This window comes from Roseovarius sp. MBR-51 (assembly GCF_053628575.1).
Map to the genome: position 1 here is coordinate 19,251 of NZ_JBRJGQ010000006.1, position 25,777 is coordinate 45,027.

Annotated in this window: 24 protein-coding genes; 17 read left to right on the forward strand and 7 right to left on the reverse strand. The window is 60.7% G+C overall.

What is annotated here, in order from left to right:
- Nucleotides 1-19: 19 nt before the first annotated feature.
- Both ACSSVY_RS09880 and ACSSVY_RS09885 read right to left on the reverse strand, forming a co-directional pair.
- Complete coding sequence (locus ACSSVY_RS09880; RefSeq protein WP_454269386.1) at nucleotides 20-880, reverse strand: type I-F CRISPR-associated protein Csy2; 861 nt, start codon at nucleotides 878-880, stop codon at nucleotides 20-22.
- The gene (locus ACSSVY_RS09885) at nucleotides 877-2,220 is read right to left on the reverse strand and encodes a hypothetical protein (protein WP_454269387.1); all 1,344 of its coding nucleotides are present in this window, start codon (nucleotides 2,218-2,220) and stop codon (nucleotides 877-879) included. Before ACSSVY_RS09885 ends, ACSSVY_RS09880 begins: the two co-directional genes overlap by 4 nt.
- On the opposite strand from ACSSVY_RS09885, the gene ACSSVY_RS09890 reads away from it, so the two are divergent.
- Nucleotides 2,219-2,947, forward strand: coding sequence for a WYL domain-containing protein (locus ACSSVY_RS09890; RefSeq protein WP_454269388.1), 729 nt, complete (start codon nucleotides 2,219-2,221; stop codon nucleotides 2,945-2,947). The genes ACSSVY_RS09885 and ACSSVY_RS09890 overlap by 2 nt on opposite strands.
- Before the next feature lie 471 nt (nucleotides 2,948-3,418).
- On the opposite strand, the gene ACSSVY_RS09895 is transcribed toward ACSSVY_RS09890, so the two are convergent.
- Complete coding sequence (locus ACSSVY_RS09895) at nucleotides 3,419-4,720, reverse strand: tyrosine-type recombinase/integrase (protein WP_454269389.1); 1,302 nt, start codon at nucleotides 4,718-4,720, stop codon at nucleotides 3,419-3,421.
- 356 nt (nucleotides 4,721-5,076) lie between these two features.
- Here ACSSVY_RS09895 and ACSSVY_RS09900 point away from each other — a divergent pair, with 356 nt between their 5' ends.
- The 8 genes from ACSSVY_RS09900 (at nucleotide 5,077) to ACSSVY_RS09935 (ending at nucleotide 13,967) form a co-directional block, all read left to right on the forward strand.
- Nucleotides 5,077-5,544 (forward strand): hypothetical protein, encoded by a 468-nt coding sequence (locus ACSSVY_RS09900; protein ID WP_454269390.1) that lies wholly within the window; start codon nucleotides 5,077-5,079, stop codon nucleotides 5,542-5,544.
- 296 nt (nucleotides 5,545-5,840) lie between these two features.
- Nucleotides 5,841-5,987, forward strand: a complete 147-nt coding sequence (locus tag ACSSVY_RS09905; protein WP_454269391.1) for a hypothetical protein — start codon at nucleotides 5,841-5,843, stop codon at nucleotides 5,985-5,987.
- A 151-nt stretch (nucleotides 5,988-6,138) separates the two neighbouring features.
- Nucleotides 6,139-6,228, forward strand: a complete 90-nt coding sequence (gene kdpF, locus ACSSVY_RS09910; RefSeq protein WP_454269392.1) for a K(+)-transporting ATPase subunit F — start codon at nucleotides 6,139-6,141, stop codon at nucleotides 6,226-6,228.
- An 11-nt stretch (nucleotides 6,229-6,239) separates the two neighbouring features.
- Complete coding sequence (gene kdpB, locus ACSSVY_RS09915) at nucleotides 6,240-8,252, forward strand: potassium-transporting ATPase subunit KdpB (RefSeq protein WP_454269393.1); 2,013 nt, start codon at nucleotides 6,240-6,242, stop codon at nucleotides 8,250-8,252.
- 97 nt (nucleotides 8,253-8,349) lie between these two features.
- A complete protein-coding gene (gene kdpA, locus ACSSVY_RS09920) occupies nucleotides 8,350-10,011 on the forward strand; it encodes a potassium-transporting ATPase subunit KdpA (RefSeq protein ID WP_454269394.1) in 1,662 nt (553 codons plus the stop codon).
- A 24-nt stretch (nucleotides 10,012-10,035) separates the two neighbouring features.
- The gene (locus tag ACSSVY_RS09925; RefSeq protein WP_454269395.1) at nucleotides 10,036-10,614 is read left to right on the forward strand and encodes a potassium-transporting ATPase subunit C; all 579 of its coding nucleotides are present in this window, start codon (nucleotides 10,036-10,038) and stop codon (nucleotides 10,612-10,614) included.
- A 9-nt stretch (nucleotides 10,615-10,623) separates the two neighbouring features.
- Nucleotides 10,624-13,278, forward strand: coding sequence for an ATP-binding protein (locus ACSSVY_RS09930; protein ID WP_454269396.1), 2,655 nt, complete (start codon nucleotides 10,624-10,626; stop codon nucleotides 13,276-13,278).
- Nucleotides 13,278-13,967 (forward strand): response regulator, encoded by a 690-nt coding sequence (locus ACSSVY_RS09935; protein WP_454269397.1) that lies wholly within the window; start codon nucleotides 13,278-13,280, stop codon nucleotides 13,965-13,967. The genes ACSSVY_RS09930 and ACSSVY_RS09935 overlap by 1 nt, the downstream gene beginning before the upstream one ends.
- A gap of 294 nt (nucleotides 13,968-14,261) precedes the next feature.
- On the opposite strand, the gene ACSSVY_RS09940 is transcribed toward ACSSVY_RS09935, so the two are convergent.
- From ACSSVY_RS09940 to ACSSVY_RS09950, 3 genes are read right to left on the reverse strand one after another with little or no spacing between them, the layout of a single operon-like run.
- A complete protein-coding gene (locus tag ACSSVY_RS09940) occupies nucleotides 14,262-15,323 on the reverse strand; it encodes a methyltetrahydrofolate cobalamin methyltransferase (protein WP_454269398.1) in 1,062 nt (353 codons plus the stop codon).
- 10 nt (nucleotides 15,324-15,333) lie between these two features.
- A complete protein-coding gene (locus ACSSVY_RS09945) occupies nucleotides 15,334-16,257 on the reverse strand; it encodes a methylenetetrahydrofolate reductase (protein WP_454269399.1) in 924 nt (307 codons plus the stop codon).
- Nucleotides 16,258-16,287: 30 nt separating this feature from the next.
- Nucleotides 16,288-16,584: a virulence factor gene (locus ACSSVY_RS09950; RefSeq protein WP_454269400.1), complete on the reverse strand. Its 297-nt coding sequence runs from the start codon at nucleotides 16,582-16,584 to the stop codon at nucleotides 16,288-16,290.
- 236 nt (nucleotides 16,585-16,820) lie between these two features.
- Here ACSSVY_RS09950 and ACSSVY_RS09955 point away from each other — a divergent pair, with 236 nt between their 5' ends.
- From ACSSVY_RS09955 to ACSSVY_RS09965, 3 genes are read left to right on the forward strand one after another with little or no spacing between them, the layout of a single operon-like run.
- Nucleotides 16,821-17,933, forward strand: coding sequence for a Ppx/GppA phosphatase family protein (locus ACSSVY_RS09955; RefSeq protein ID WP_009818583.1), 1,113 nt, complete (start codon nucleotides 16,821-16,823; stop codon nucleotides 17,931-17,933).
- Nucleotides 17,933-18,391, forward strand: coding sequence for a phage tail protein (locus tag ACSSVY_RS09960; RefSeq protein ID WP_454269401.1), 459 nt, complete (start codon nucleotides 17,933-17,935; stop codon nucleotides 18,389-18,391). Before ACSSVY_RS09955 ends, ACSSVY_RS09960 begins: the two co-directional genes overlap by 1 nt.
- A gap of 10 nt (nucleotides 18,392-18,401) precedes the next feature.
- Nucleotides 18,402-19,118, forward strand: a complete 717-nt coding sequence (locus tag ACSSVY_RS09965) for an RlmE family RNA methyltransferase (protein ID WP_454269402.1) — start codon at nucleotides 18,402-18,404, stop codon at nucleotides 19,116-19,118.
- A 4-nt stretch (nucleotides 19,119-19,122) separates the two neighbouring features.
- Here the strand turns inward: ACSSVY_RS09965 and ACSSVY_RS09970 are convergent, their stop codons facing one another.
- Complete coding sequence (locus ACSSVY_RS09970; protein ID WP_454269403.1) at nucleotides 19,123-19,332, reverse strand: hypothetical protein; 210 nt, start codon at nucleotides 19,330-19,332, stop codon at nucleotides 19,123-19,125.
- A gap of 248 nt (nucleotides 19,333-19,580) precedes the next feature.
- Here ACSSVY_RS09970 and ACSSVY_RS09975 point away from each other — a divergent pair, with 248 nt between their 5' ends.
- The 5 genes from ACSSVY_RS09975 to selD all read left to right on the forward strand — a co-directional run bounded on the left by ACSSVY_RS09975 (nucleotide 19,581) and on the right by selD (nucleotide 25,654).
- On the forward strand, nucleotides 19,581-20,444 hold the full coding sequence (locus tag ACSSVY_RS09975) for an FAD binding domain-containing protein (protein ID WP_454269404.1): 864 nt from the start codon (nucleotides 19,581-19,583) through the stop codon (nucleotides 20,442-20,444).
- Nucleotides 20,441-20,920: a (2Fe-2S)-binding protein gene (locus ACSSVY_RS09980; RefSeq protein WP_454269405.1), complete on the forward strand. Its 480-nt coding sequence runs from the start codon at nucleotides 20,441-20,443 to the stop codon at nucleotides 20,918-20,920. Before ACSSVY_RS09975 ends, ACSSVY_RS09980 begins: the two co-directional genes overlap by 4 nt.
- Nucleotides 20,920-23,166: a xanthine dehydrogenase family protein molybdopterin-binding subunit gene (locus ACSSVY_RS09985; RefSeq protein WP_454269406.1), complete on the forward strand. Its 2,247-nt coding sequence runs from the start codon at nucleotides 20,920-20,922 to the stop codon at nucleotides 23,164-23,166. The genes ACSSVY_RS09980 and ACSSVY_RS09985 overlap by 1 nt, the downstream gene beginning before the upstream one ends.
- Entirely contained in the window at nucleotides 23,166-23,411 is a 246-nt protein-coding gene (locus ACSSVY_RS09990; protein ID WP_296632676.1) for a MoaD/ThiS family protein, read from the forward strand. Before ACSSVY_RS09985 ends, ACSSVY_RS09990 begins: the two co-directional genes overlap by 1 nt.
- A gap of 71 nt (nucleotides 23,412-23,482) precedes the next feature.
- Nucleotides 23,483-25,654 (forward strand): selenide, water dikinase SelD, encoded by a 2,172-nt coding sequence (gene selD / locus ACSSVY_RS09995; protein WP_454269407.1) that lies wholly within the window; start codon nucleotides 23,483-23,485, stop codon nucleotides 25,652-25,654.
- Nucleotides 25,655-25,777 lie beyond the last annotated feature (123 nt).

The following is a 25,777-nucleotide window of genomic DNA, read 5'->3' on the forward strand; positions in this document are numbered from 1 at the left end:
CGACAGGGCGGTAGGGGACTTAGCCATGGGTGATAACCTCCTTGGGTTGTTCAGAATTGGTAAGTTCTGGGTGATAATCCGGGTGACCGAGGATGAGATTCCCGCGTGCGTCCCAAGACCAGAACAGGGCATCCAGGCCGTCCATGGACAGTTCTGTCAGGCGTTTGTTACGTACCGATACCAGTTCGGCGATCCCCAGAACCGGCTCGGCAAAAACATGCGGGATATCCTTGCTTCGGGTGCGGATCCGCTGCGGAACCGTTTCTGGATCTTCAAGCAGGCGATAGCCGACCGCTGAGGGCACGATCCAGCCGAAGCCTGGAGGACGATCCGCCGGAAAAAGTGTCTCGGCGATCCGTGCAAGGCCGGGTTGCTCCGGGGTCAGATCCCCTGAAGTGATGAATCGTCGCTCCGCCGTCTCGGGCCGGATCATCGCATAACCCCGGCGCAGACCCCTGAAGGCAGAGCCGTCCGGAGTAGCGGAATGGACATCAACCTTATCGTTCTGGATCAGCCCACCGGCGATACGGCGCCCTTCCATCTGCGACCTGAGAGCGCTCTCGCTCTCGCAGCCCGGAAGATGAAGCAGGAGGGAAATCTCGACCATTCCGGTCAGATCCTCCATCGTCTCGATGGGCTCGAACACCCCCGACTTGCTTTCCATCTCTGGCTTGGTGCGGCCTTCCGAGGTATCAACCCGGTGCAGTATCGGGATCACCCGGGCGCTCCAGGGGGAAAGCCCCATGTTCCGGGCCAGAAGGTCTCCCAGACCGAGGAATGACAGGGGGCTGGGAAGACCGGCCGCATAGTCATTCATGATGAGGTTAACCCGGCTGGCCCGTATATCCCTCAGAACATAAAGGTCACGAATATGGGTCATGTTCGGGCCTCCTCGACAATCCGGCTCTTGCGAAGACGATCCTCGAAATGCGGGCTGGTCAGGGCCTTGCGGGCGCGATCATAATTCTGGACCTTGCCCCGGGAGCGTCGGATCAGGATCTGCGCCACGCTCGGAGGTTCCGGGATGTTTTCCTCGTTGATCCCGTGGCGTTTAGCGAGGTTTCTAGCATCCCCCAACGTATCAAGGATGAACTCCGACGCATCCCGGATCAGGCGATCCGCGGTGCGATCGAGAGCGGCGCGGGTATTTTCGTTGTTGTAGGTGGCATCCGCCTCGAGCATGTCCGCGTAACGCAGCACCCAGATCGATACCTCGTCGTCCCGCCAGCGTGGAAAACCGCCACCATGGACATACCGATAAAGCTCGGCCTCGCCCTGGTGCATCGTGGGCGGCATGGTGGCAAGAAATCGAACCCGAGGGCCACCGATGGCTCCGGAGATGTTCTGGGGTTTCGAACTGACCGCGAGGTCAATCCATCGCCCCCGATTGATTTTCGGACCCTCCGGATCCTTCTTTTGGTACCGCCGCTTCCCTAGCTCTCTCATCCCCGTGAAAGTGAGTGCGGGCGACACCGGAGTGATCTGCAAATCCCCGCCACCTGGGCGCGGGATAAAGATGATTGGGAACTCGCCAGCTCCGAGCTTCAGCGGAGTTTTGGGGGTAGAGAGAAGAATTTCTCTTAGCACCTTTAGGACATCATCCCCGAAAACCTCCGCGAAGGCATTGAGGACTGGGCCGGAATGATCCACCGGATTGAGGATATGATCTACCACGGACAGGGACGAATGGCCGATCACCTCAAGGGGCCGATAGATCACTTTGCAAAAGGGGATGTCCGGTGCATTAACGGAGGGTAGGATGGAGGATTTCCGGTTCGCTTCAGGATCATCAAAACGAAGCACCGCATGATCCCCATCAACCCGAGGGCTGACCAGCTTGATAAGGTGGCTCCCGCTTTTTCCACAAATTCGGGCTGCAACCTCTGCGGTCAGGGGGTTTTTGAGGCAATCTCGCATAAGGCGAAATTCGGAAAAAACCTCACCAAGAGGGATGGGACGACCAGTGTGCTTGAAGGAAAGAAGGTCTTCGCTTTTGGGTTCGGCTGGCTCGCCCCTAACGGGGTGGTCTGGAATATCGGGCATAGGAAAACTCGCTTTTAAGTTGCCATGAGAATGGTCCGATGGCATCCTCACGGCAAGACAAAAAAACTTCCAAAATGAAAGAATCAAGTAAATGGCGAACAGAAAGGGAATCCTATTTGGATGGATAGAGGCCTGCCTCCGATACGGAGGGGAGTTCGGCGCTGCGGAAAAATTCATGTACGGAGAAACCTTTGGTCTCTCGGAGCCGACCGCCTCGCGCCACCAGGCAGAGTTCGCGACTCTATTTGAAAAGAGATGCGGAGAGATGTTTGAACGCGACGAAAAGCGCAGAGTGCGTGGAGGGCGGCTTATCTTGCGTGGAGACGCACAACTACCCAGAGAACCGGTTTTCCAAAGAATGCCAAAGCTGTCTCAATGGCTACAACAGAATCTAGGCGGTAATGCATACTTCGAGGAGTGTATTAAACGTCGTGATCCTGATCCTTGGGTTATGCGTCCATTGATTCGATCAATTCGGTCCAAAATCCCAATTCGTATTAACTATCACTCAAGAAACGGGCAAAGCGAAAGAGTGGTTTCCCCGCATGCAATCATTCTTGTTGCCGAACGCATGCACATGCGTGCATTTGATCACTCGAACAATGAACACCGAGATTTTGTTCTTTCCCGCGTAACTGAGGTGGAAACCGTTATGGGTGAATTCACTTACGTAGGCTCAGATCAAGATGTTTCGTGGGTCAACTTCAAAAAACTGGTAATCGAAGAAAAACATATGACTAGTGAAGAAAACGCTCGAATTGGCGTTTGTCTTGATTTCGGCCTCGACAAATATGGCAGTAAAACTGTTCAAGTTCGAGAGGCTCTAATTCATTATCTGATTGATAATATGAGTGAAGCATACTCCTCGCCAATACGAATACGCGAAGCTGGCGGAAAGACGTGACTTGTTCGTCTTGTGGCCGAGAGCACAAAAGACCCCAACAGATCATGTTGTCAGACCAATTTGTACCAGTCTTTACAATGGCAGTAACGCTTTACTTTAAACCACACAAAGACCTCGCCACTCGGCCAGAGCGGCGGCCTAGTAGAGCTTAAAATCGGATTGTCCTGTGACACATCTTTCTCAATTGAATGTGTTGTATAATAAGACATACATGGGGGTGAATCTGTGCAACCTTCGAATATGCCAAAAACGCGGCATCGCGCGTTCCTTTCGTCGAAATGGCAGGTGCGAGTTCTCCGATCGATTGACCGCGGCCCGCGCAGGATGCTTGCTGTGCGTCACGCCTGATGTTCGATATACATCTTAGTTCGCTCAACCGGAAAAGATGGTTATCGCTCGTCAAGGGTTCTTGTTGCAGATCGGTTGACAAGACAAATCGACCACCGAGGATAGTCCTAATTTTGCGACATGTCACGTTGCCACCTCGAGCCTCAGCACGTTGTTGGCCTGCGCCGCGTCGGGACTATTTCCCGCGACGATCCGAGACAGGCGAACGTCCCATGCTTCTAGCGCGGCTTGTCGCTCATCCTTGAAGTCGTGCCTATCATAAACTCCCCTAATGCCCGGAATCACATGCCCGGTGACGATCTCGGCTATATCCGGCCTCACCTTGCAGGCGCTCAATTCCGTGCGCATGGTGCGTCGCAAGTCATGTGGACGCCACCGCCCGCGCCCGTCCTTATCGCCCCTGTCGCCCAGGGATTTACCTTCCCGTGAGACCGCCCGCGATAGTGCTGAAGTGGTTACTGGTGCACCCTGCTTTACCTCGAATATAAAGCCACTCTGAGGCTCTTTTCTGCGCTTATGCAAGCGATCCAGTTCGGCCTTGGCGTCCGCGACGATCTGCAAGGCGGTGTCGGTGAGGTAAACGGCTTGCTCCGTCTCCGTCTTGCCCCTTCGGCTTGCCGGTATAGTCCACCAACGGCCTGATATTTCATCCTCGCGCATCCCGGCGACCTCGCCCGGTCTCTGCCCCGTGACCAGCACCAGCTTGAGGCAAAGCGCGGTAAGCCGGTGCAGATCGCTTGTCTCGGCATTGTTCCAGAATGTGCGGATTTCGTCGTGATCCAGCACGCGGGCGCGCGGCTTGGCTTTCAACGGGTTGCGCTGCCCCTTTACGTTTATCGAAGTAGGTTTCAGATCAGCCACCGGGCTCGCGGGGATAATTTCGCGATCTGCGGCATAGGACAATATCTTGCGCGTGTAGACCAAAAGTTGCGCCGCGCTACGCGGTGCCTTCTCAGCCTTGGCCTCGACCATGTCGATCACGTCGCGACGGCGGACGTCCGTAACCTTCAGATCGCCAAGCGTCGGCACGATATCGTTATTCACCAGCCCGCGAATTGTGCCGATGCTTTTTAGGCCGGTCTGCCTTTCGAGCCATTCCCTGGCAAGTTCTGTCATTGTCGGCTCGACCTTTCGGCGTCTCTTGGTCTCTAGCGGATCGTCGCCCCGGTCGATCCGCTGCACCAGGTCGCGGGCCTCGGTCCTCGCGGCTTCAAGGCTCCATGTTGGCCAGTCGCCTATTGTCTTGCGGCGCTGCTTTCCGTCCGTCGCGTAATGTAGCACGAACGCCTTGCCCCCTGCTGCCGTGATCCGCAAAGCAAAGCCGCGCGGTGCGGTCCGGTGATCATCCCAGATAAAACGCTGCCTTTTTGCGGGTGCCTCAGCCTTGGCAATCGTGCCGCTCTTACCATCTGTCAATTTAATCACGGTCATATCCCCTTGATGCTTACGTCGCAATTTGTCATCTAATTTGTCACTGATTGAAACGGTACCGAGTGTCAGCAACTGTCGCTCACTGTCAGTTTACCTGAGATAAATAGCATTTTAAATCAAGTTTTTAAACTCTTTCAATTTGTAAACCGTTGTTAATTCTGAGGCTTGAAGATCGTATGCAAACTGATTTGTAATCAGTAGGTCCGCGGTTCGAGTCCGTGTGGGGGCACCATAAATCTGAAAAGTTTCATTGAATATCAATTACTTATGGTATTTCTGGTTGCCTCAAGGTGACACAGAAGGTATCTCAGATGCCTGTAGGCGTCCTATAAGTCGGAGCATTTGTGCTCATGGCAAAATACGTTTCTCGGAAAAAGGGCAGTGATCTGTTCTATTTTCGTCGTCGGATAGCTGACTATCCCCGTGAGGGGATCAAGCAAGTCGTTGTGTCGATGATCGGTGCAGGCAAGGTGCCGGAAAGATGGCCAACGCATTTCAACGCCACATACAAGGAGCAGCATGGGCACCTGCCAAATTACGACTACAAGCTCAAAGATGTGGTTGCGGCAGTATTGAGGAAGCACCCAATCCTAAAGAAACTAAAGAAAGACAAGCTCGATTGGGCAAATCTTCAATTCGAGGAGTCTGAGTGCTTTCTTTCAGCCATGCTGGAGCTTCATGAATTGTACGACATCACGTCTCTGCCCATCCATGACAGCTTGATCGTCCGGCAATCTAACAAGACAATGGCTGAAAGGGTTTTGGGGCAAGCCTATAAATTCAGGTTTGGACATGTCCCAAAGATCAAAACGGCATAGGGGTCAAAGCTTCGTCTCGGGATACACTATGGTAGGGGCTATGATGGTATTGACATAGATACCACATCTACGACTGTTTTTAGTCACTCAAGGAGTACATAGGCATGACTATGAAACGTAAGAGCGTTCGGACCTACGCCTCCTTGCTTGGAGCCAATGAAAATGGCTCCAATCATTCATCATTACTGGTGGATTGCTGACCTTCGCTGCGTCGCCGATCAAAATCCTTTATATTTATGAAAGCTGCCGTAGCTGAAAACGACAGTTTGACCAGTTTTGCGTAGGCCAGTCGCTTCATGACCGACATTATACTGTTTCTGCGGCGCATCACCCAGACTACCACGGCGAATGAGGGGTTACGTTATTCCAACGTTGTCAGCTATCGCAGATCCAAATGGTTCATAGCTCAGGGGTTCTTGGTCACGTCGTCATATTCGATCTAAAAGCATTACAGGCATCAAAACCACCTCCTAAATAACTGTAAAAATTGTATTTTTATTACTTTCTTACGCGCGCCCATCCAACTTCACATGGCGATCTTATGACCATCTGTCGCATCTATCAGGTCTCTGATGGTATCTGGAGGACTGATACATGGGCTTCGATCTCGTGCTGGGCGGCATCACTGCTGTGGCGCTTCTTGTCTATTTGCTGGCCGTGCTTTTGCGGCCTGAAAAGTATTGAAGGCGCGCAAAATGGCACATCAACAAAATACGTCGATCTTTTCTGCGGGCCTTGTCGTGCCTGCGATGCGTGAAAGCTTTGTCAAGTTGGATCCGCGCCAGCTTGTGCGCAATCCGGTCATGTTCACCACTGCGACCGTGGCGCTTTTGGCGACGGTTCTGCTGATCCGCAACATCGTAGTCGGAGGTGATATCGTCTTTGAGGCGCAGATCGTGTTCTGGCTTTGGCTGACCGTGCTGTTCGGCAACTTTGCCGAAGCATTGGCAGAGGGGCGCGGCAAGGCGCAGGCGGCCTCGTTGCGGTCGACCAAGGCGGAACTGAAAGGTAAGCGTCTCAAGGGCGACAGCCACAAGCTCGTATCCGCCAGCGAGCTGCGCGCGGGTGACATCGTGCTGGTCGAGACCGGCGATCAGATCCCGGCGGACGGTGAGGTGATCGAAGGCGTGGCCTCGGTCAACGAGGCGGCGATCACCGGGGAGTCTGCGCCTGTCATCCGCGAAGCGGGCGGCGACAGGTCCGCGGTCACGGCGGGCACACGGGTGATTTCCGACTGGATCAAGGTGCGCATCACTGTCGAGCCGGGCGAAGGTTTCCTTGACCGCATGATCAGCCTTGTCGAAGGCGCAAGCCGCGCCAAGACCCCGAACGAAATAGCTTTGACCGTGCTGCTGACGGGTCTCACGCTCATTTTTCTCATCGCGGTCGGCACCTTGCCCGCCTTTGCCGCCTATGCGGGAGGGGCCATTCCGGTGCCGATCCTCGTAGCCCTTTTCGTAGCGCTGATCCCGACAACCATCTCGGCTCTGCTGTCCGCCATCGGTATCGCGGGCATGGACCGGTTGATCCGCTTTAACGTTCTGGCCAAGTCGGGCCGCGCGGTCGAGGCGGCTGGAGACATCGACACGCTGTTGCTGGACAAGACCGGCACCATCACGCTGGGCGACCGGCAGGCAACGGAGTTTCTGCCGCTGTCCGGCGTGCCGGAGCGCGAACTGGTCGAGGCGGCGCGGCTGTCGTCGCTGGGGGATGAAACGCCCGAGGGTCGGTCCATCATCGAACTGGCAGGCAAAGGCGACGCCGCTCCGAAAGAAGCAGAGATCGTGTCGTTCACCGCGCAGACGCGCGTGAGCGGCATCGACATCGGTGAGCGCCAAATCCGAAAGGGTGCTGTCGACGCAATCCTCAAGCTGCATGATTTCGACCAAGGCGCCGTCCGGCAGATGCGCAGCCTGACCGAACGGATCGCACGGGCGGGCGGCACGCCTCTGGCCGTGGCGGATGGCACCCGTCTTTTGGGGGCGATCAACCTGTCGGACATCGTCAAGGCAGGCATCAAGGAACGCTTTGCCGAATTGCGCCGGATGGGCATCCGCACCGTGATGATCACCGGGGACAACCCTCTGACGGCCGCGGCGATCGCAGCGGAGTCAGGTGTGGATGACTTCCTCGCCGAGGCCACGCCCGAGGACAAGCTGGCCCTGATCCGCAAGGAACAGAGCGAGGGCAAGCTGGTCGCCATGTGCGGCGACGGCACCAACGACGCGCCAGCCCTCGCACAGGCGGATGTCGGTGTAGCGATGAATACCGGCACTCAGGCGGCGCGTGAGGCGGGCAACATGGTCGATCTCGACAACAACCCGACCAAGCTGATCGAGGTCGTGGGCATCGGCAAGCAATTGCTGATGACGCGCGGTGCGCTGACCACGTTCTCGATCTCGAACGATGTGGCCAAGTATTTCGCCATCCTTCCGGCGATCTTTGTGGCGCTCTACCCAGGGTTGGAGGCGCTGAACGTCATGGGGTTGTCCAGCCCGCAAAGCGCCATCCTCTCAGCGATCATCTTCAACGCGCTGATCATCCCCTTGCTGGTGCCATTGGCCTTGCGCGGTGTCACCTACCGCCCGCAAAGCGCGTCACGCCAGCTTGTCCGCAATCTTGCCATCTACGGCCTCGGCGGTCTGATCGTTCCTTTCGTCGGCATCAAGCTGATCGACGTGGCGGTCTCCGGCCTTGGCCTTGCGTAAAGGAAACTCCTGATGATCTTTCTCACCTATGCACTCGGGATCGCGATCTTTGCCGCTTTGATCGGCGTCGTGACCCGGATTTTCAAGGACTGACACCATGGACCATGTGTTGATCATAGCTCTTGTCATTGGGGGCACGGCACTATTGTCGCTGCCGCTTGGGATTTACATGAAACGAGCGATGGACCCTGATGCAGGGCAGATGAGCGGCGCGAGCCGCCTGTTCACCCGCATCGGTGGCACAGCAGAGGAACAGGGATGGAAAAGCTACCTTGTGACCATGCTGGTCTTCAACGCCATCATGTTCACCGTCACCTTCGTGATCCTTGCGTTGCAGCAGCACCTGCCGCTGAACCCTGACGGGATGGGGCCGCACGATCCGACGTTGGTGTTCAATACCGCCGCGTCGTTTACGACAAACACCAACCTGCAGCATTATTCGGGCGAAGCCTCGATGAGCTATCTCAGCCAGCTGGCGGGTCTGATGTGGCTGCAATTCGTCTCGGCTGCGACGGGGATTGCGGCGTTGGCGGCACTGGCTCGTGGCATTGCGGGCCGCGCGATGCTTGGCAACTTTCTGGTTGATGTGCAACGCGCGAGCTTTCTTGTGCTGCTGCCCGTGGCGCTGATCGTCGCCATGCTGATGGTGCTGGGCGGGATGCCGATGACGCTGCAAGGCTCGGCGGTGGCCACCACGGTGGAAGGTGTCACGCAGACCATCGCGCGCGGGCCGGTCGCGGCCTTTCTGACCATCAAGCAGCTTGGCACCAATGGCGGCGGCTTCTTTGGCCCCAACGCCACGCATCCACTGGAAAACCCGACCTTCTGGACCAATGGGTTGGCGATGATTGCGATCATGCTGATCCCGATGGCCTGTGTGTGGATGTTTGGCGGTATCCTTGGCCGGATGAAACACGCGGTTGTCATCTTTGCGGTGATGGCGCTGTTCATTCTGGTCAAGATCACTGGTTCGGTCGCTTTCGAGTCCGCGCCGACTCCGGCCTTTGCCGAACTGCCCGTCGCCTCGGATACCGGCAATCTCGAAGGCAAGGAACTGCGTTTTGGGGCCACTGGCGGGCCGCTTTGGGCAGTGCTGACCACGTCCACCTCGAATGGGTCGGTGGGGGCGATGCATGACAGCCTCAACCCGCTGACCGGCCTGATGCCGATGGCGGGCATGTGGCTCAACGCGACCTTTGGCGGCGTCGGCGTGGGGATGATCAACATGTTTCTCTATATCATCGTCGCGGTCTTTGTCGCGGGGATGATGGTGGGGCGTACGCCGGAATATCTGGGTCACAGGATTGAGGCCAAGGAGGTGCGGCTTGCGGTTCTGGCGCTGTTTTTCCATACCTTCCTGATCCTAGGCGGCACGGCACTCTTTGCCGCAACCTCGCTAGGCCAATCCACGGTTCAGGATATGGGCGCGCATGGTTTCTCGGAGATCCTCTACGAGTTCACCTCGGCGGCGGCCAATAACGGCTCGGGGTTCGAGGGGTTGGGCGACGGCACCTGGGCCTGGAACATCGCCACAGGCGTCGTGATGCTGTTGGGTCGCTTCCTGCCGATCATCCTGCCGCTTGCGATCGTTGGCAGCCTGATGACCAAGCGCCGTGCCGCGGAAAGTGCGGGCACGCTCGGGGTCGAGGATGCAACCTTCGGCACCATGCTGGGCTTGACCATCGTCATATTTGGCGCGCTGACCTTCCTGCCTGCTGCCGCCCTCGGGCCGCTGGCCGAACATTTCTCGTTGCCTTGACCGGCACTGAAAGGAGATATCCAAATGTCCAACATTCTTTCTGGCCTGCGGGTCACCGTCGCCACGATGGCGATCTGTGTCGCTGGCTATACCGCGGTCATCCTCGGCTTTGCGCAGGCAATCACCCCGACGACCGCCAACGGGTCGCTGATTACCGACAGCGACGGCACAATCATCGGCAGTCGCCTTATCGCGCAGGGGTTCACCGCGCCGGAATATATCTGGCCTCGCCCCTCGGCGGTGGATTATGACGCCGCTGCTGCAGGCGGGTCGAACCTGTCGCCCGCCAACCCGGTGTTGGCGGACCGTGCGGCCAACCTGATCGCCGCGCATGGCGGAGTCAGTGAGACAAATCCGATCCCCGCAGATCTGGTGACCGCCTCTGGCGCGGGGCTTGATCCGCATATCTCGCGCGCTGGGGCGTTGTTTCAGGCCGAGCGTGTGGCGACGGCGCGTGGTATCGAACCACAAGCCGTGCGCGCCGTCGTCAACCGGATGGCCGCGTCCCCCGGTGGGGTGCTCACGACGGATTTGATCGTCAACGTGCTGGAACTGAACCTCGCGCTCGATGCGGAATTGCCCCGCATTGCGGAAACGGAGTAGCGTTTCGCCATGACCGAAGATGCCCGCCCTTCACCCGATGCCTTGCTGCGCGAAGCGGCTCGTGAAGGGCGTGGCATGCTCAAGATCTTTCTCGGCGCCGCCCCCGGCGTCGGGAAAACCTATGAAATGCTACTCGAGGGTGCCGAAAAACTGGAAGGCGGCGCCGATGTTGTGATCGGCGTCGTTGAAACGCATGGTCGCAAGGAAACCGAGGCATTGGTCGCCCCCCTGTCGATCATCCCACGAAAGGAGATTTCTTATCGAGGTCAGTTACTGACCGAGATGGATCTCGATGCCGTGCTGGAACGAGATCCCCAGATCGTGTTGGTGGATGAATTGGCCCATACCAACGCCCCCGGCAGCCGCCACCCCAAACGCTGGCAGGATATCGAGGAATTGCTGGCTGCCGGCATCGACGTGATGACCACTGTGAACATTCAGCATGTCGAAAGCCTGAATGATGTCGTGGGCAGTTTCACCCATGTCCGCGTGCGCGAAACCGTGCCGGACAAGGTGTTCGAGAACGCCGAGATCGAACTGATCGACCTGCCGCCCGAGGACCTGATCAACCGGCTCGAAGCGGGCAAGACTTATGTCCCCGATCAGGCGCGCCATGCGCTGGATCACTTCTTTTCCAAAGGCAATCTGTTGGCTCTGCGCGAACTGGCTTTGCGCCATGCCGCGCACTATGTCGATGCCCGCATTCAGGAACACCAAAGTGTCACCGGCAAGGATGTGGGCTATACCGGCGGTCAGCGTATTCTGGTCGCCATTTCCGAGGCGGCGGGCGGTGAACAGGTTGTGCGCGCCGGGAAAAGGCTCGCCGATGCGCTGAAAGCCCCGATGGTCGCGCTCTACGTCGAAACGCCCGCAGCGGAACGCTTCAGTGACGCCGAGAAAACCCAGCTTGCGCGTAATCTGTCGCTGGCAGCATCACTCGGGGGCACGTTGCAATCGTTGCCCGCAACGTCTGTGCAAGAAGCAATGTTGGCGCAATGCAAGGAACTGCGCGCCACGCAGCTTGTGTTGGGGAAATCGCGGGGGCGCGGCGGTTGGTGGAGCGGGCGCGACAGGGTTGTGCAGGACATCCTCGACAAGACGACGGGTGTCGCAATCCATGTCATCCCGTTCGACGAATCCCCCCGGCCTCGCGACTTGCGGCGCTGGTTGCCACGCGGTACCTTAAGGGGCGACACTGTCGGTTTCGGGTCTGTCGCTGCAATGACGCTGATCCTGTTTTTCGCACAAGGCTGGATAGGACGCGGACCGATTGATCTGCTCTACTTGCTTCCGGTGATCTTCAGCGCCAGTCTTTACGGTTTTCGGGCCGGGCTGGTGGCGGCGATCACCGCGGGGATCGCCTATAACTTCTTTTTTCTGCCACCGTTCTACACCTTCATCATCTATGGTCCTGCCAATATCATCACAGCTATATCGCTGGTGGTCGTGGCAATCATCACCGGCCAACTTGCGGCGCGGGCGCGATCGGCTGCGGCCCTCGCCATGCGCAGCGCCCGCGAGAATGCAGCCCTCGCCCGGTTTGCAACGCGTCTTGGTGCCGCGAACAATACCGAGGAGACCGCCCAGTTGATCCGCGATGAATTGCGGTCCTTGCTCGCGGTTCAGACCATTGTGCTGCACGGTGCGGGCGACAACGTGGCGGTCACAGCCTTCGGTGCCACCAAACCCGACCTGACACCAACCGACATCGCTGCCGCCGAATGGGTGATGCAGAACGGCGAGGCAGCGGGCTTTGGCACCGACACGTTGACCGCAAGTGCCTGGCAATTCCGGCCGCTGAAAACATCGCTTGGCACCTTGGCGGTGCTGGGGTTTCGCGGGCCTTCGGGGCGCGACCCGATCCCCTCCGAACGCGCTGCATTGGCCGAAAGCCTGATCGACCAATCCGCGCTGGCGCACGAGAGGCTCAAACTCGAATCCGACATGCGCGACATGGAGGTGGTGCGCCAGCGTGACAGTCTGCGCGCGGCGCTCCTTGCTTCGCTCAGCCATGATCTGCGCACGCCGCTGACCGCCGTGACTGCTGCTGCTGAAGCGATTTCCGCGACAGGGGCCGAGGCCGAGCTTGTCGAAACCGTCCGCAGCGAAGCACGACGACTGAACCGGTTCCTGTCGGACCTGTTGGACCTCACCCGCATCGAGGAAGGCGCTGTCACACCGGATATCGGCCCCATCGACCTGACCGATGTCATCGCATCGGTCACAAGCGATCTCTCGAGGACATTGGCTGATCGCGAAGTGAAAACAACGATTGATCCGGACCTGCCATTGGTGCGGGCGGATGCCGTTCTGCTTAACCATGCATTGCTGAACCTCGTCGATAACGCGGCAAAATACTCGTCCCCAGATCAGCCGATCGAAATCATCGCCCGGCTCGGCCGCCGTGGTCCGGTGATCGACGTGCTGGACAGTGGGCCGGGCATTCCAGCGGGCAGCGAACAGCGCATCTTTGACCGTTTCGCGCGTGGGGAAACATCGGACCGGACCGGCGGTTCGGGGTTGGGCCTTGCCATCGTCAAGGGTTTCGCCGAGGCCATGGGCTTTACCGTCGAAGCCGCCCGCCGCCAGAAAGGCGGGTCACGCTTCACGATCCGCATGCCGCACGAGGCTGTCGTGCATCTGGCGTTGGAGGATATTACGTGATGGCCCAGATTCTGATCGTCGATGATGAAATGCCCATCCGTCGGCTGCTGTCGGTGGCAATCCAGCGCAGTGGCTTTGGCACCATCGAGGCAGAGAGCGCGGCGGCGGCTTTGGCTGTGCTGAAAGCATCACCCCCCCAGCTTGTGCTGCTGGATCTCGGTCTGCCAGACCGTGACGGGCTGGAGCTGATCGGTGCATTTCGGGAAAAGGCCGTGCCGATCATCGTGCTGACCGCGCGCGAGGCATCAAGCGAAAAGGTCGCCGCCCTCGACCTTGGCGCGGACGATTACGTCACCAAACCCTTCGACAGCGAGGAACTGATGGCGCGCATCCGGTCCTGCCTGCGACGCGCTGACCAGCAGCGTGGCGTTCAACGCCAACTAACCGCTGGAGCTATCAGGATTGACTTTGATGCACATGAGGTCTGGAAACACGAGACTGAGGTAAAACTGACCCCAAAAGAATTCACGCTGCTCGCCGCCCTTGCCAGCCATGCGGGGAAGGTGCTGACCCACACCCATCTGCTGCGAGAAGTCTGGGGTCCCGCGCATACGGAACATGTTGAATACCTGCGTGTGACCGTGCGATCCCTGCGCAAGAAACTCGAAGACGATCCAGCAAGCCCGACCATGATACAGAACGAACCGGGGGTCGGCTATCGTTTGAAAGAAATGGCAAAGACCCAGTAACCCTGCGCGCATAAACAGGCTGACCATCTTTGGAAAATCTTTCTTTCAACTCGCAGGCAATACCTGATCGGAAATGCTGCAACGTTAACGAAAGGCAGAAATGCGAAAGCTGCAACGCGGCACCATAGCTTGCTGTCAATACCCGCTCTGGGCCCGCCCGTCACGCCAGAGGCGTGCCGACTAGAAGCGGCGCACCTATGGTGCGACGGGGCGGGTCATGCCGGAGGCATGCCTTTGGCATGACCGCTGCGCGGCGGGCTTCGCCCTTGAGTCCGCGCGAAAGGGGGCGGGAGGTTACCCCCGGCGGCGGCTGCGGGAGCCTGCGCGGCCGCCGGTGCGGACCTCGTCGCCGGGTTTGGGCGGAGCTTTGTTGAACTTGATCCAGTTGCCGCCATGCGGGTCGGCGTTCATCAGGAAGTTGGCGGCCATGATCGCTTCCATTTCCTTGCCCGGACGGGCCTTCATCGAGCCTAGGCCAAAGAGTTGGCAGAAGGTCTCGTCGTCCATATCGTCAGGCAGGATGAGGCCGGAGGCGGCGACTTCGGCCCTTTTCGCCTCGATCTCGGCCTGTTTCACCGGCAGCGCGATCGGGTTCATGATGGCGGAGGTCATGCCCGCCTGCATCGCCATGGGCAGAAAGGCATTGTTGATGCCGTGGCGGTTGGGCAGGCCAAAGGAGATGTTGGACGCACCGCAAGTGGTGTTAACGCCCAGCTCTTCGCGCAGGCGGCGCACGAGGGTGAAGACCTGACGACCGGCAGTGCCCATCGCGCCCACCGGCATGACGAGCGGATCGACCACGATGTCATGCGCGGGGATGCCGAAATCGGCGGCACGCTCGACGATTTTCTTGGCGACGGCAAAGCGCACGTCTGGGTCTTCGGAAATGCCGGTGTCGTCGTTGGAGATGGCCACGACCGGCACGTTGTATTTCTTGACCAGCGGCAGGACGTATTCGAGGCGGTCTTCCTCACCCGTCACCGAGTTGAGCAGCGGGCGGCCTTCAGCGGCCCTGAGGCCGGCCTCAAGCGCGGCGGGCACCGAGCTGTCGATGCAGAGCGGCAGGTCGACGAGGCCCTGAACCAACTGGATCATCTTGGTCATCAGGGGCGGTTCGGTCTCGTTCGGATTGGGGTTGGAGTTGTAGACCACGCCCGCGTTGATATCGAGCACGGTGGCACCAGCGGCGGCCTGTGCCAGCGCATCGGATTCCACGGTCGAGAAATCGCCCGCCTCAAGCTCGGCTGCGAGCTTTTTGCGGCCTGTGGGGTTGATGCGTTCGCCAATGACGCAGAACGGCTCGTCAAAGCCGATGACGGCGGTTTTGGTTTTGCTCTCGACGATGGTGCGGGTCATGGTTGGTCCTTTAGGATGCGTTGGCAGGGGTGGCGGCGGCACCGCCATTGGCGATGGCCCATTCGGCATTGCTCTTGATCCCGCCGAGCGGGAAGAAATGCACATGCTCGATGTTGAATTCGGGGTTGGCGGCCTTGTGGGCGGCCAGTTCGGTCAGAACCTCGTTCGGCTCATAGGGCAGCAGGAGTTTCGAGACATCCATGGCGCGTTTCTGCAGAACCTTGAGCGAAGGGCCGACACCGCAGGCGATGGCGAATTTGATCAGGGTCTGGAGCTTGGCGGGGCCGGCGATACCGATGTGGATCGGCAGGTCGATGCCTGCTGCCTTGAGAGTGTCGGCCCATTGGATGATCGGCTTGGCCTCGAAGGCGAATTGGGTGGCGAGGGCCATTTTCGCATCGGTGGTTTCAGAGAATTTCTGTTTCCAGCGCAGCGCGTCCTCGACGTTTTTCATGCTGCCATCGGGGTCGATGTCACGGTTGCCTTCGGGGTGGCCTGCGACATGCAGGCGTTTGAAGCCGGCGCGGTCGAATTCACCGGATTGCATCAGTTGGATGGAGCTGTCGAAATCGCCATGCGGGGTGGTGACGCCACCGGCGAGGAGAAGGGCCTGATCGACGCCAGCCTCGCCTTGGTAGCGGGCGATCCAGTCGGCCAGGGTGGCGCGGTCCTTGATGATGCGGGCCGGGAAGTGGGGCATCACGGGATAGCCGTCACGGGACAGACGCGCGGCGGTGGCGACCATATCCTCGATCGGGGTGCCCTCGATATGGGCGATGTAGACGCGGGTTCCGGTGGGCAGCAGGTCACGGAAATTCTCGATCTTTTCGGCGGTGCGGGGCATCACCTCGATCGAATAGCCCTGCAAGAAGGCCTCGAGTTGGCCATTGGCGGGGGTGAATTTCTCACGCTTCTTGAAGTTGAAAAGTGCCATCGCGGCCTCCCATAGAGATCCAGAGCGCATTCACGCCCAGCCATCATTCGCGATCAGGGCCTTGATGCGCTCCTGATCAAACTCTGCGTCGATCCGGGCCGCCTCGGATTGGGCGACGGCGTCGGGTTCGCCTTCCACAGGATAGGAATCAGCCTTGCGCCATTCCGCGAGGTAGGCGTCGGTGCCAGCGGCGCCGCATTTCATCGCCGCGCGGTCGATGGCCTGCTCGAAGCGCTCAGGCAGCTGAACCTTGCTGCCGCGGCGGCCCTTGCCGACGATGACCTGAGCGGGGATGTCCCGCCAGTAGACGATGGTGACGTCGACCATGGTTGATTCCTTTTTCCTTCGTGGTCCCTACCTAATGCAGGCCGGGCGATGCGCAGGGTCCGATTTCGACAGAACGGGAGCGTCATGCGACGTGGTCACCTTAGCGGCGCGCGGCGCGGCGAGCCATTAGGCGGGATGCGAAAAATACTCATCATCGTTATGACCCGTCGCAACGCTTGCGTGCGCGCCCGCTTCGGACTAGTTTGGAGGTAACTTGAAATGGAGGGCGTGTTGCTATGACGCCCAAGCGTCCCGAAAGTGCGGGCGCGGTCCCGATACCGGTTGAGAGCCCCGCACTGACCCATCTGGATCAGGGGCCGCTCTATGCGGCGCTTGATCTGGGAACAAACAGTTGCCGGATGCTGATTGCCCAACCCGAGGGCCATCAGTTTAAAGTCGTGGACAGTTTCTCGAAATCAGTGCAGCTGGGTGCCGGTTTGGAAAGCTCTGGCCGTTTGTCGCGGGCCTCGATTTATCGGACTATTCAGGCCCTGCGCGTCTGCAAGCAGAAGCTCAAGCGACACCGGGTGACGCGCATGCGGCTGGTCGCGACCGAAGCCTGTCGGCGCGCAAGCAATGGCGCGGACTTCATGGCGCGGGTCGAGCGCGAGACCGGCCTCAAGCTCGATATAATCGCGCCTCAGGAAGAGGCACAATTGGCTGTGGTGTCTTGTGCGCCGCTGGTCAGTCTGCGCACGGATCAGCTCTTGGTGGTGGATATCGGCGGCGGGTCCACGGAGTTGGTGTGGATTGATCTGACGGCCGTGCCGCATTCCGAGCGGCGGCGTGCCATCATGCGGATGCATATGGGGTTTCATTCCAGCCCGGTCGGTCTGCCTGCGGCCAAGGTGGTGGATTGGATCAGCGTGCCCTTGGGTGTGGCGACGCTGCGCGATCAGTTCCGTGATGTCGAGGATGACGCGGCGCGGTTTGCGTTGATGAGCTGGTTCTTTGAGGAGAACCTTGCCGAATTCGCGCCCTACAAGGATGAACAGTCGCGCGAGGGGTTTCAGATCGTGGGCACCTCGGGGACGGTGACAACGGTGGCGGCCAGCCATTTGAACCTGCGGCGCTATGATCGCAACAAGGTGGACGGGCTGACCATGACAAGTGACGAGATTGATCGGGTGATCCGGTCGTATCTGACGCTTGGCCCGGCGGGGCGCAGACGTGATCCGCGCATAGGTCAGGACCGGCAGGCGCTGATCATGTCGGGGGCGGCGATCTTGCAGGCGTTGCTCAGGTGCTGGCCGACGGATCGGCTGAGCGTGGCGGACCGGGGCCTGCGCGAAGGCATGCTCTATGCGCAGATGGCGGCGGATGGCGTATTGACGGACGGAGAGGCATGATGGCGGATAAAGGACCGGCGCAATCGCAAAATATCTGGCCCCTGCCGAAGTTCTATTTCAGCGTGACATGGGACAACGCGGACATGTTGTTTCAAGAGGTTTCGGGGCTGGATGTGGAAGCCCAACTGATGGAATATCGCGCGGGCAATTCCCCCGAGTTTTCGCGGGTGAAACTGCCGGGACTGCTGAAATCGAGCAATATCACCCTGAAAAAGGGGGTATGTGCCAAGGAAAACGCAATCTTTGAGTGGTTTGCCGAGATCAAGATGAACGTGATCACGCGCAAAGATCTGACGATCGCCTTGCTGGACGAAAGCGGCGCGCCGACAATGATCTGGCGGGTCAAGAACGCCTTTCCGGTGAAGGTAACGGGCACCGATCTGAAGGCCGAGGGCAATGAGGCGGCGATTGAATCGATTGAGATCGTCCATGAAGGACTTACAATTGAAAACGTGTGAGACGGAATAGATGGCCAAGACACCGGATGGCAAAAACACCTCGGGGCGCGGGCAACGCGATCTGACGGTCAAGGTCAAGACGGCGCGCGGGCGCACGTCGTCCTCGACGCGTTGGTTGCAGCGGCAGTTGAACGATCCCTATGTCAAGCGGGCGCAGATCGAGGGATATCGCGGCCGTGCGGCGTTCAAGATCATGGAATTGGATGACAAGTTCCGGTTTCTTGTGCCCGGCGCGCGGGTGCTTGATCTGGGCTGTGCGCCGGGGGGCTGGTGTCAGGTGGCGGTGCCGCGTGTCAACGCCCTCGGCGAGAAGAAAGGCAAGGCGATTGGCCGGATCGTGGGAGTCGATCTGCAAGAGGTGGAGCCAATCATCGGGTGCGAGATTCATCAGCTTGATTTCATGGCCGACGATGCAGACCAGCAGATCAAGGACTGGCTGGGTGGCAAGGCTGATGTGGTGATGTCGGATATGGCGGCCTCAAGCTCTGGTCACAAGCAAACAGACCATTTGCGCATCATCGCGCTTTGCGAGGCGGCGGCCTATCTGGCGTTTGACGTGCTGGAGGTCGGCGGCACCTTTGTGTCCAAGGTTCTGGCAGGTGGGGCCGAGGGCGAGTTGCAGACGCTGCTGAAAAAGCGGTTTGACAAGGTGGCCAATGTAAAGCCGCCCGCGTCACGCGCGGACAGTTCGGAAAAATTCGTGATTGCCACGGGATTTCGCGGTTAGTGGCTCAGAGCAGCGGCTGGGATGGACCGTCGGGCGCGATGGAGCGGCTGGCGGATTGTGCAAAGAGGCGCAGGTCGACCGATTGAGTTTCGGGCAATGCGGTTCTTTTCTGCGCCACGTATTGCGCCATGCTGCGCTGACGGAACAGCTCGAACAAGAGCGCGTGACGCGCTTTGTCGAGTTTGGGGCGGGGGCGCGGATCGGGGTCGGACATCTATGACCTTTGAGTGGCGGTGGACCAGGTATGCAGCAAAGAGCTTGTCAAAGGATTACGGCGATTTTGGCACATTAACTGTCCGAACCTATGGCATCAGGTACAGGGGGCGCACAGGAATGGCGCGCAAGAGCGGCTGAATGTCGGCAAGCGGTTTGCGTCTTGGCCCGAGTTGCGGGATAGTCAGCGAAAATGGGACTGAGTCAGATTGGGATCTGATCGGCGAACAACAGGAAAGGAAAGCCGGAATGCGGTATGAGGCACCTCAGGATGTAGAGGCCGCTGTGCGGATACTGGCCGCAGAGCAGGGCGCGTATGTGTTGGCGGGAGGCACGGATCTGTTGGTCAAGCTCCGCTCGGAGATGATCGAGCCGGACGTGATCGTCGATATCAAGCGGATCGCAGGCATGAAGGCGGTGACGCCGGAGGCCGGCGGTTGGCGGATAGGGGCTGCAGTCTCGGGTGCCGAGATGGGCGAGCATGCGGGGCTTGTCGCGGCATGGCCGGGTGTGGTCGAGGCGGCGGGGCTCATTGGCTCGACGCAGGTGCAGGGGCGGGCCACATTGGCGGGCAATCTCTGCAACGCCTCGCCTGCGGCGGATTCGGTACCGGCGATGGTGGCGGCGGAGGCGGTCGTGCGGGTGGTTGGCCCCAAAGGCACGCGCGACGTTGCGGTGATTGATATTCCCAAGTCGCCGGGCAAGACCTCGCTGGACGCGGGTGAGTTCATCGCGTCGGTGTATTTGCCTGCGCGCGGCGCGCGGTCGGGCGATGCCTATCTGCGGTTCATTCCGCGCACCGAGATGGATATTGCGGTGGTGGGCTGTGGCATTGCGCTGAGTTTGGATGAGGCGGGCAAGGTTGCGGCGGCGCGGGTGTCGCTGGGGGCGGTTGGCCCCAAGGTGATGTTGGTGGATGCGGCGGCAGAGGCCATCATCGGTCGGGTGCTCAATGAGGCGGCGCTAGCCGATCTGGCGGCGGCCTGTTCAGCGGCGGCCACCCCGATTGATGACAAGCGCGGTACGGTCGATTTCCGTCGCCATGTGGCGGGCGTTCTGGCGCGCCGCGCGGCGGTGATCGCAGAGGCGCGCGCGAAAGGAGAAAAGGCATGAGCCGGATACATGTGACGACGACGATCAACGGCGATGAGACCGAGTTTCTGTGTGAGGCTGAGGCGACGCTCTTGGATGTGCTGCGCGACGAACTGGGCCTGACGGGCACCAAGGAGGGCTGCGGCACTGGTGATTGCGGCGCCTGTTCGGTGACGGTGGATGGGCGGCTGCTGTGTTCGTGCCTGATGCTGGGGGCTGAGGCCGAGGGCCGCGAGATCACCACGATCGAGGGCATGGCGGCGGGCGAGGTGCTGCATCCGCTCCAGCAGAAGTTCATCGAGATGGCCGCGCTGCAATGTGGCATCTGCACGCCGGGGATTCTGGTGGCGGCAAAATCGCTGCTCGAGCGCAACCTGGACCCGTCTGAGGAAGAAGTGCGCTATTGGCTGGCGGGCAATCTGTGCCGTTGCACCGGCTATGACAAGATCATCCGCGCCGTGATGGAAACGGCAGCGGACATGCGGAGGGCGTCGTGATGGCTTTGGATGACACCAAGAAAATCAAGGATTTCAAGGTTGTGGGCACGCGGCCCAACCGGCCTGACGGGATCGACAAGGTCACGGGGCGCGCGCGCTTTGGGGCGGATATGGCGGCACCGGGGATGCTGACGGGGCGCGTTCTGCGCAGCCCCCATGCCCATGCGCGCATCCTGCGGATCGACACCTCCAAGGCCGAGGCGCTGCCCGGCGTCAAGGCGGTGGTCACGCGCGCCGATTTCGGCGATGTGCCGGACCATGTGGCCAATGTGATCGACAATTGCATGGCGGGCGACAAGGCGCTCTATGATGGGCATGCGGTTGCGGCGATTGCCGCCAATTCGGCGGCGGTGGCGCGCAAGGCGCTGAAGCTGATCGAGGTGGAATATGAGGTTCTGCCGCATGTGACGGATGTGGACGAGGCCATGAAGCCCGGCGCGCCGGTGTTGCATGAGGGCTGGCAACAGGAAACGGTGCCCGAGGGCTATTCCGGCAACGTGATCTCGCGGGTCGAGTTCGGGCATGGCGATATCGAGGCGGGGTTGGCCAAGGCCGACCGCGTGGTCGAGCGGACCTATCGCACCGGGGCCACGCATCAGGGCTATATCGAGCCGCATGCCTGTCTGGCGACGATGAGCGCGGATGGTCAGGGGGATCTCTGGGTCTGCACCCAAGGGCATTACATGGTGCGCAATGTCTGTGCCGCGATCCTTGGGATGGAGCAGGGGCAATTGCGGGTCACGGCCAGCGAAATCGGCGGCGGGTTCGGCGGCAAGACGGTGGTATTCCTTGAGCCGGTGGCGCTCATGCTGGCCAAAAAGTCTGGCCGCCCGGTCAAGATGGTGATGAGCCGGTCCGAGGTGCTGCGCGCCACCGGGCCCACGGCGTCTTCCTCGATTGATGTCAGGATCGGGATGACCAAGGAGGGCCGGATCACGGCGGCCTTTGCCGAGTTGCGCTATCAGGGCGGGGCCTATCCGGGCTCGCCGGTTGATATGGGGTCGATGTCAGCCTTTGCGCCCTATGATCTCGAGAACGTCAAATCTGTCGGCTGGGATGTGGTGAGCAACCGGCCCAAGGCGGCGGCCTACCGCGCACCGGGCGCGCCGATGGCGGCCTTTGCGGTGGAGAGCGCGATTGACGAATTGGCCAAGGGATTTGGCCTTGATCCGCTGGCGGTGCGGTTGATGAACGGGGCGAAGGAGGGCACGAAAGCCTCTTACGGTCCGACCTATCCGGCCATTGGCCTGATGGCGACGTTGGAGGCGGCGCATACGCATCCGCATTGGACCGCGCCCTTGGGCGATAACCAAGGGCGCGGTGTGGCCTGCGGGTTCTGGTTCAACTTTGGCGGCGATACCTGCGTCAGCCTCAATGTGACGCCGGACGGGACGGTGACAGTGTCGGAGGGCAATCCCGACATTGGCGGCTCGCGCGCGTCGATGACGATGATGGCCGCCGAAGAGCTGGGCATTCCCTATGAGCAGGTGCGCACGGTTATTGCCGACACCGGTTCGCTGGGCCAGAACGAGGTGACAGACGGCAGCCGCGTGACATTCGCGGTGGGTCTGGCCACGATCGAGGCGGCGCGCGCCGCCAAGCGCGAGATGTGCAAACGTGCCGCGATGATCTGGGGCATCGACGAAGAGGCGGTCGAATGGGAAGACGGGGCCGCGCGCCCCGCTGGCCCCAACGCGGGAAAGTTCCCGCCGATGACCCTCAAGGAAATCGCCGCGATTGCCAGCAACACGGGCGGGCCGATTGCGGGCCACCATGAGGTCAACGCCGAAGGGGCAGGTGTCAGCTTTGGCACGCATATGGTGGATGTCGAGGTTGATCCCGATACCGGGGCCACCAAGATCCTGCGCTACACGGTGTTTCAGGACGCGGGGCGCGCGGTGCATCCGGCCTATGTCGAAGGGCAGTTTCAGGGCGGAGCGGTGCAGGGTATCGGCTGGGCGCTCAACGAGGAATACATCTATGGCGAGGATGGGATTCTGCAAAACGCAGGCTTCCTTGATTACCGGATTCCCGTGGCCTCTGACCTGCCGATGATCGATACTGTGATTTTGGAAATCCCCAATCCGGGGCATCCTTATGGGGTGCGCGGGGTCGGGGAAACGCCGATTGTGCCGCCCTTGGCGGCGGTGGCCAATGCGGTGTCGGCGGCGGCGGGCGTGCGGATGACGCGCCTGCCGATGTCGCCGCCGCGTGTGTTGGCAGCGATTCAGGCGGCAAAGGGCTGATGGTCAAGGTCGTGCTCTGGGGGTCTCTGGCCGAGAGCGCGGAAGGCCAACGCGAGGTGGCGGTCGAGGCCGACACCTTGCGCGCGTTGCTTGATGGGCTGGGGGAGAAATTCCCCGGCCTGCGCGCGGAGTTGGAGCGCGGCGTGTCGGTGTCGATTGACGGGCGCGTCTATAATGACAGTTGGTTCACGCCCATTCGCCCCGATAGCGAAGTCGTGCTGCTCAAGCGGCTCAAGGGCGGCTGAGCCGCGCGCATTCGCCGCTTTTCCTATGCGGCGGCTTGGCCTATCCCAAGCGCAGAAATAGGAGTTTTCCGATGATGCCTGCCTCTGTTCCCCTGACCCGTGATCTGGTGCTGATCGGGGGCGGGCATGCGCATGCGCTGGTGCTGCGGATGTGGGGGATGGACCCGCTGCCGGGGGCGCGGTTGACGGTGATCGACCCCAATCCGGTGGCGCCCTACACGGGCATGTTGCCGGGGTTGGTGGCGGGGCATTACCGGCGCGAGGAATTGGAAATTGATCTGGTGCGACTGGCGCGGTTTGCCGGCGCGCGGCTGATCGTGGGCGCGGCCACGGGGATTGATGCGGACGCGGGTCGGGTGACGGTCGAGGGGCGGGGCGAAATTGGTTATGATGTGGCCTCGGTCGATGTGGGCATCCATTCGGGCATGCCACGGGTGCCGGGGTTCTCTGAGCATGGCGTTGCAGCCAAGCCGCTCGGCCCCTTTGCCGGGGCGTGGGAAGCGTTTCTCGACCGGGTGGCGCAAGGGGCCACACCGCAAGCGGCGGTGATCGGCGGCGGGATTGCCGGGATCGAATTGGCGATGGCGATGGCCTATCGGCTGCGGGGCGTTGCGGGGCAGGCGGAGGTGACGCTGATCGAGCGGGCAGGGGAGATTGCGCCGTGCGCGCCGGTGATCCGACCGCGCCTGATCCGCGCCTGTGTGGCGGCGGGGGTGCGTATTCTGACGGGTGTCGAGGTGGCGCAAGTCAAAGGTGCGGGTGTGGTTCTGGCGGATGGCACCGAGATTGCGGCGGGGTTTGTCGCGGGGGCAGCGGGCGCGCGGGCGCATGGATGGCTGGCCGAGACCGGATTGCCGGTGACGGAGGACGGGTTTTTGCGCGTGGGGGCGGATTTGCGGGTCGAGGGGCAAGAGGCGATTTTTGCCGCCGGGGATTGCGCGCATCTGACCCATGCGCCGCGCCCAAAGGCCGGGGTTTATGCGGTGCGCGCCGCGCCTGTGCTGCGTGACAATCTGCGTGCAGTGTTGAGCGGGGGCAAGACACGGGCGTTTCATCCGCAGCGCGATTATCTCAAGCTGATTTCGCTGGGCGAAAAGTCGGCCTTGGCCGAGAAGCTGGGCATGGCTTTTGGCGGGCCCTTGCTCTGGCGGCTCAAGGATCGGATCGACCGGAAGTTCATGGTTCAATTTGGCGATTTGCCTGCGATGGCGGCGGCGGAGATGCCGGGTATGCGCGCCTTGGGCGGTGTGGGGCCAGAGCCGCTCTGTGGTGGGTGCGGGGCCAAGGTGGCGCCGGGGGTGCTGTCAGCGGTTTTGGCCGAGGAGCGGCAGCCGCTGCGCGCGGATATAGTGACCGGACCGGGGGATGATGCCGCGGTGATCCGGGTGGGCGGTGTGCAGCAGGTGCTGACCACGGATCATCTGCGGGGATTTACCGAGGATCTGGGGGTGATGGCACGGATTGCGGCGCTGCATGCCTTGGGCGATGTCTGGGCGATGGGGGCCAAGCCGCAGGTGGCGCTGGTGTCTGTGACCTTGCCGCGCATGGCCGAGGCGTTGCAGGCGCGCACCATGGCCGAGATCATGGCGCAGGCGGGTGAGGCGCTGCGTGCAGGCGGAGCCGAGATTGTGGGCGGGCATTCCACCATGGGCGCGGAGGCGAGCATCGGCTTTACGGTGACCGGGATTTTGGAGCGTGAGGCCATTACGGTGGCGGGGGCGCAGGTTGGCGATGCGCTGATCCTGACGCGGCCGATTGGGTCGGGCGTTCTCTTGGCGGCGGAGATGCGCGGACAGGCCGATGGGCGCGATATTGCGGCGCTGTTGGCGGCGTTGCAGGTGCCGCAGGGGGATGCGGCGGAGATTTTGGGTGATGCCCATGCGATGACGGATGTAACGGGCTTTGGTCTGGCGGGGCATCTGATGGCCATGTGCCGGGCGTCGGGTGTTGGGGCGGAGGTCGATCTGGCGGCGGTGCCGGTTTACGCGGGCGCTGAGGCGCTTGCAGAGGCAGGGGTGCGCTCGACGATCTGGGCGGCGAATGTGGCGGCGGCGCCGGTTGAAGGCGGACAGGGCGCACGGGTGGCGTTGTTGCACGATCCGCAGACGGCGGGGGGGATGCTGGCGGCGGTTGGGGCCGAGGAGGCGGACGAGTTGGTGGAGCGGTTGCGCGCGGCGGGGCATGTGGCGGCTGTGATCGGGCGGGTTGTGGCAGGGCCGGTGGGAATCAGGGTGAGGGGGTGAGGGCGAGGTTAGGGCGTGTTGCGCTCAATCGAAACCACACCCGACCCGGGCTTGACCCGGAACCTCGCCAAAACAGCGTCGAGGCCCCGGCTCGGGGGCCGGGGCGATGTGAACCCGATCAGA

What these genes read in the sequence shown, in the direction of transcription:
- ACSSVY_RS09880 (WP_454269386.1), bottom strand. Translation starts at nt 880, where the DNA reads ATGACCCATATTCGTGACCTTTATGTTCTGAGGGATATACGGGCCAGC.
- ACSSVY_RS09890 (WP_454269388.1), top strand. Translation starts at nt 2,219, where the DNA reads ATGTACGGAGAAACCTTTGGTCTCTCGGAGCCGACCGCCTCGCGCCAC.
- ACSSVY_RS09885 (WP_454269387.1), bottom strand. Translation starts at nt 2,220, where the DNA reads ATGAATTTTTCCGCAGCGCCGAACTCCCCTCCGTATCGGAGGCAGGCC.
- ACSSVY_RS09900 (WP_454269390.1), top strand. Translation starts at nt 5,077, where the DNA reads ATGGCAAAATACGTTTCTCGGAAAAAGGGCAGTGATCTGTTCTATTTT.
- ACSSVY_RS09905 (WP_454269391.1), top strand. Translation starts at nt 5,841, where the DNA reads ATGACCGACATTATACTGTTTCTGCGGCGCATCACCCAGACTACCACG.
- kdpF (WP_454269392.1), top strand. Translation starts at nt 6,139, where the DNA reads ATGGGCTTCGATCTCGTGCTGGGCGGCATCACTGCTGTGGCGCTTCTT.
- kdpB (WP_454269393.1), top strand. Translation starts at nt 6,240, where the DNA reads ATGGCACATCAACAAAATACGTCGATCTTTTCTGCGGGCCTTGTCGTG.
- kdpA (WP_454269394.1), top strand. Translation starts at nt 8,350, where the DNA reads ATGGACCATGTGTTGATCATAGCTCTTGTCATTGGGGGCACGGCACTA.
- ACSSVY_RS09925 (WP_454269395.1), top strand. Translation starts at nt 10,036, where the DNA reads ATGTCCAACATTCTTTCTGGCCTGCGGGTCACCGTCGCCACGATGGCG.
- ACSSVY_RS09930 (WP_454269396.1), top strand. Translation starts at nt 10,624, where the DNA reads ATGACCGAAGATGCCCGCCCTTCACCCGATGCCTTGCTGCGCGAAGCG.
- ACSSVY_RS09935 (WP_454269397.1), top strand. Translation starts at nt 13,278, where the DNA reads ATGGCCCAGATTCTGATCGTCGATGATGAAATGCCCATCCGTCGGCTG.
- ACSSVY_RS09940 (WP_454269398.1), bottom strand. Translation starts at nt 15,323, where the DNA reads ATGACCCGCACCATCGTCGAGAGCAAAACCAAAACCGCCGTCATCGGC.
- ACSSVY_RS09945 (WP_454269399.1), bottom strand. Translation starts at nt 16,257, where the DNA reads ATGGCACTTTTCAACTTCAAGAAGCGTGAGAAATTCACCCCCGCCAAT.
- ACSSVY_RS09950 (WP_454269400.1), bottom strand. Translation starts at nt 16,584, where the DNA reads ATGGTCGACGTCACCATCGTCTACTGGCGGGACATCCCCGCTCAGGTC.
- ACSSVY_RS09955 (WP_009818583.1), top strand. Translation starts at nt 16,821, where the DNA reads ATGACGCCCAAGCGTCCCGAAAGTGCGGGCGCGGTCCCGATACCGGTT.
- ACSSVY_RS09960 (WP_454269401.1), top strand. Translation starts at nt 17,933, where the DNA reads ATGGCGGATAAAGGACCGGCGCAATCGCAAAATATCTGGCCCCTGCCG.
- ACSSVY_RS09965 (WP_454269402.1), top strand. Translation starts at nt 18,402, where the DNA reads ATGGCCAAGACACCGGATGGCAAAAACACCTCGGGGCGCGGGCAACGC.
- ACSSVY_RS09970 (WP_454269403.1), bottom strand. Translation starts at nt 19,332, where the DNA reads ATGTCCGACCCCGATCCGCGCCCCCGCCCCAAACTCGACAAAGCGCGT.
- ACSSVY_RS09975 (WP_454269404.1), top strand. Translation starts at nt 19,581, where the DNA reads ATGCGGTATGAGGCACCTCAGGATGTAGAGGCCGCTGTGCGGATACTG.
- ACSSVY_RS09980 (WP_454269405.1), top strand. Translation starts at nt 20,441, where the DNA reads ATGAGCCGGATACATGTGACGACGACGATCAACGGCGATGAGACCGAG.
- ACSSVY_RS09985 (WP_454269406.1), top strand. Translation starts at nt 20,920, where the DNA reads ATGGCTTTGGATGACACCAAGAAAATCAAGGATTTCAAGGTTGTGGGC.
- ACSSVY_RS09990 (WP_296632676.1), top strand. Translation starts at nt 23,166, where the DNA reads ATGGTCAAGGTCGTGCTCTGGGGGTCTCTGGCCGAGAGCGCGGAAGGC.
- selD (WP_454269407.1), top strand. Translation starts at nt 23,483, where the DNA reads ATGATGCCTGCCTCTGTTCCCCTGACCCGTGATCTGGTGCTGATCGGG.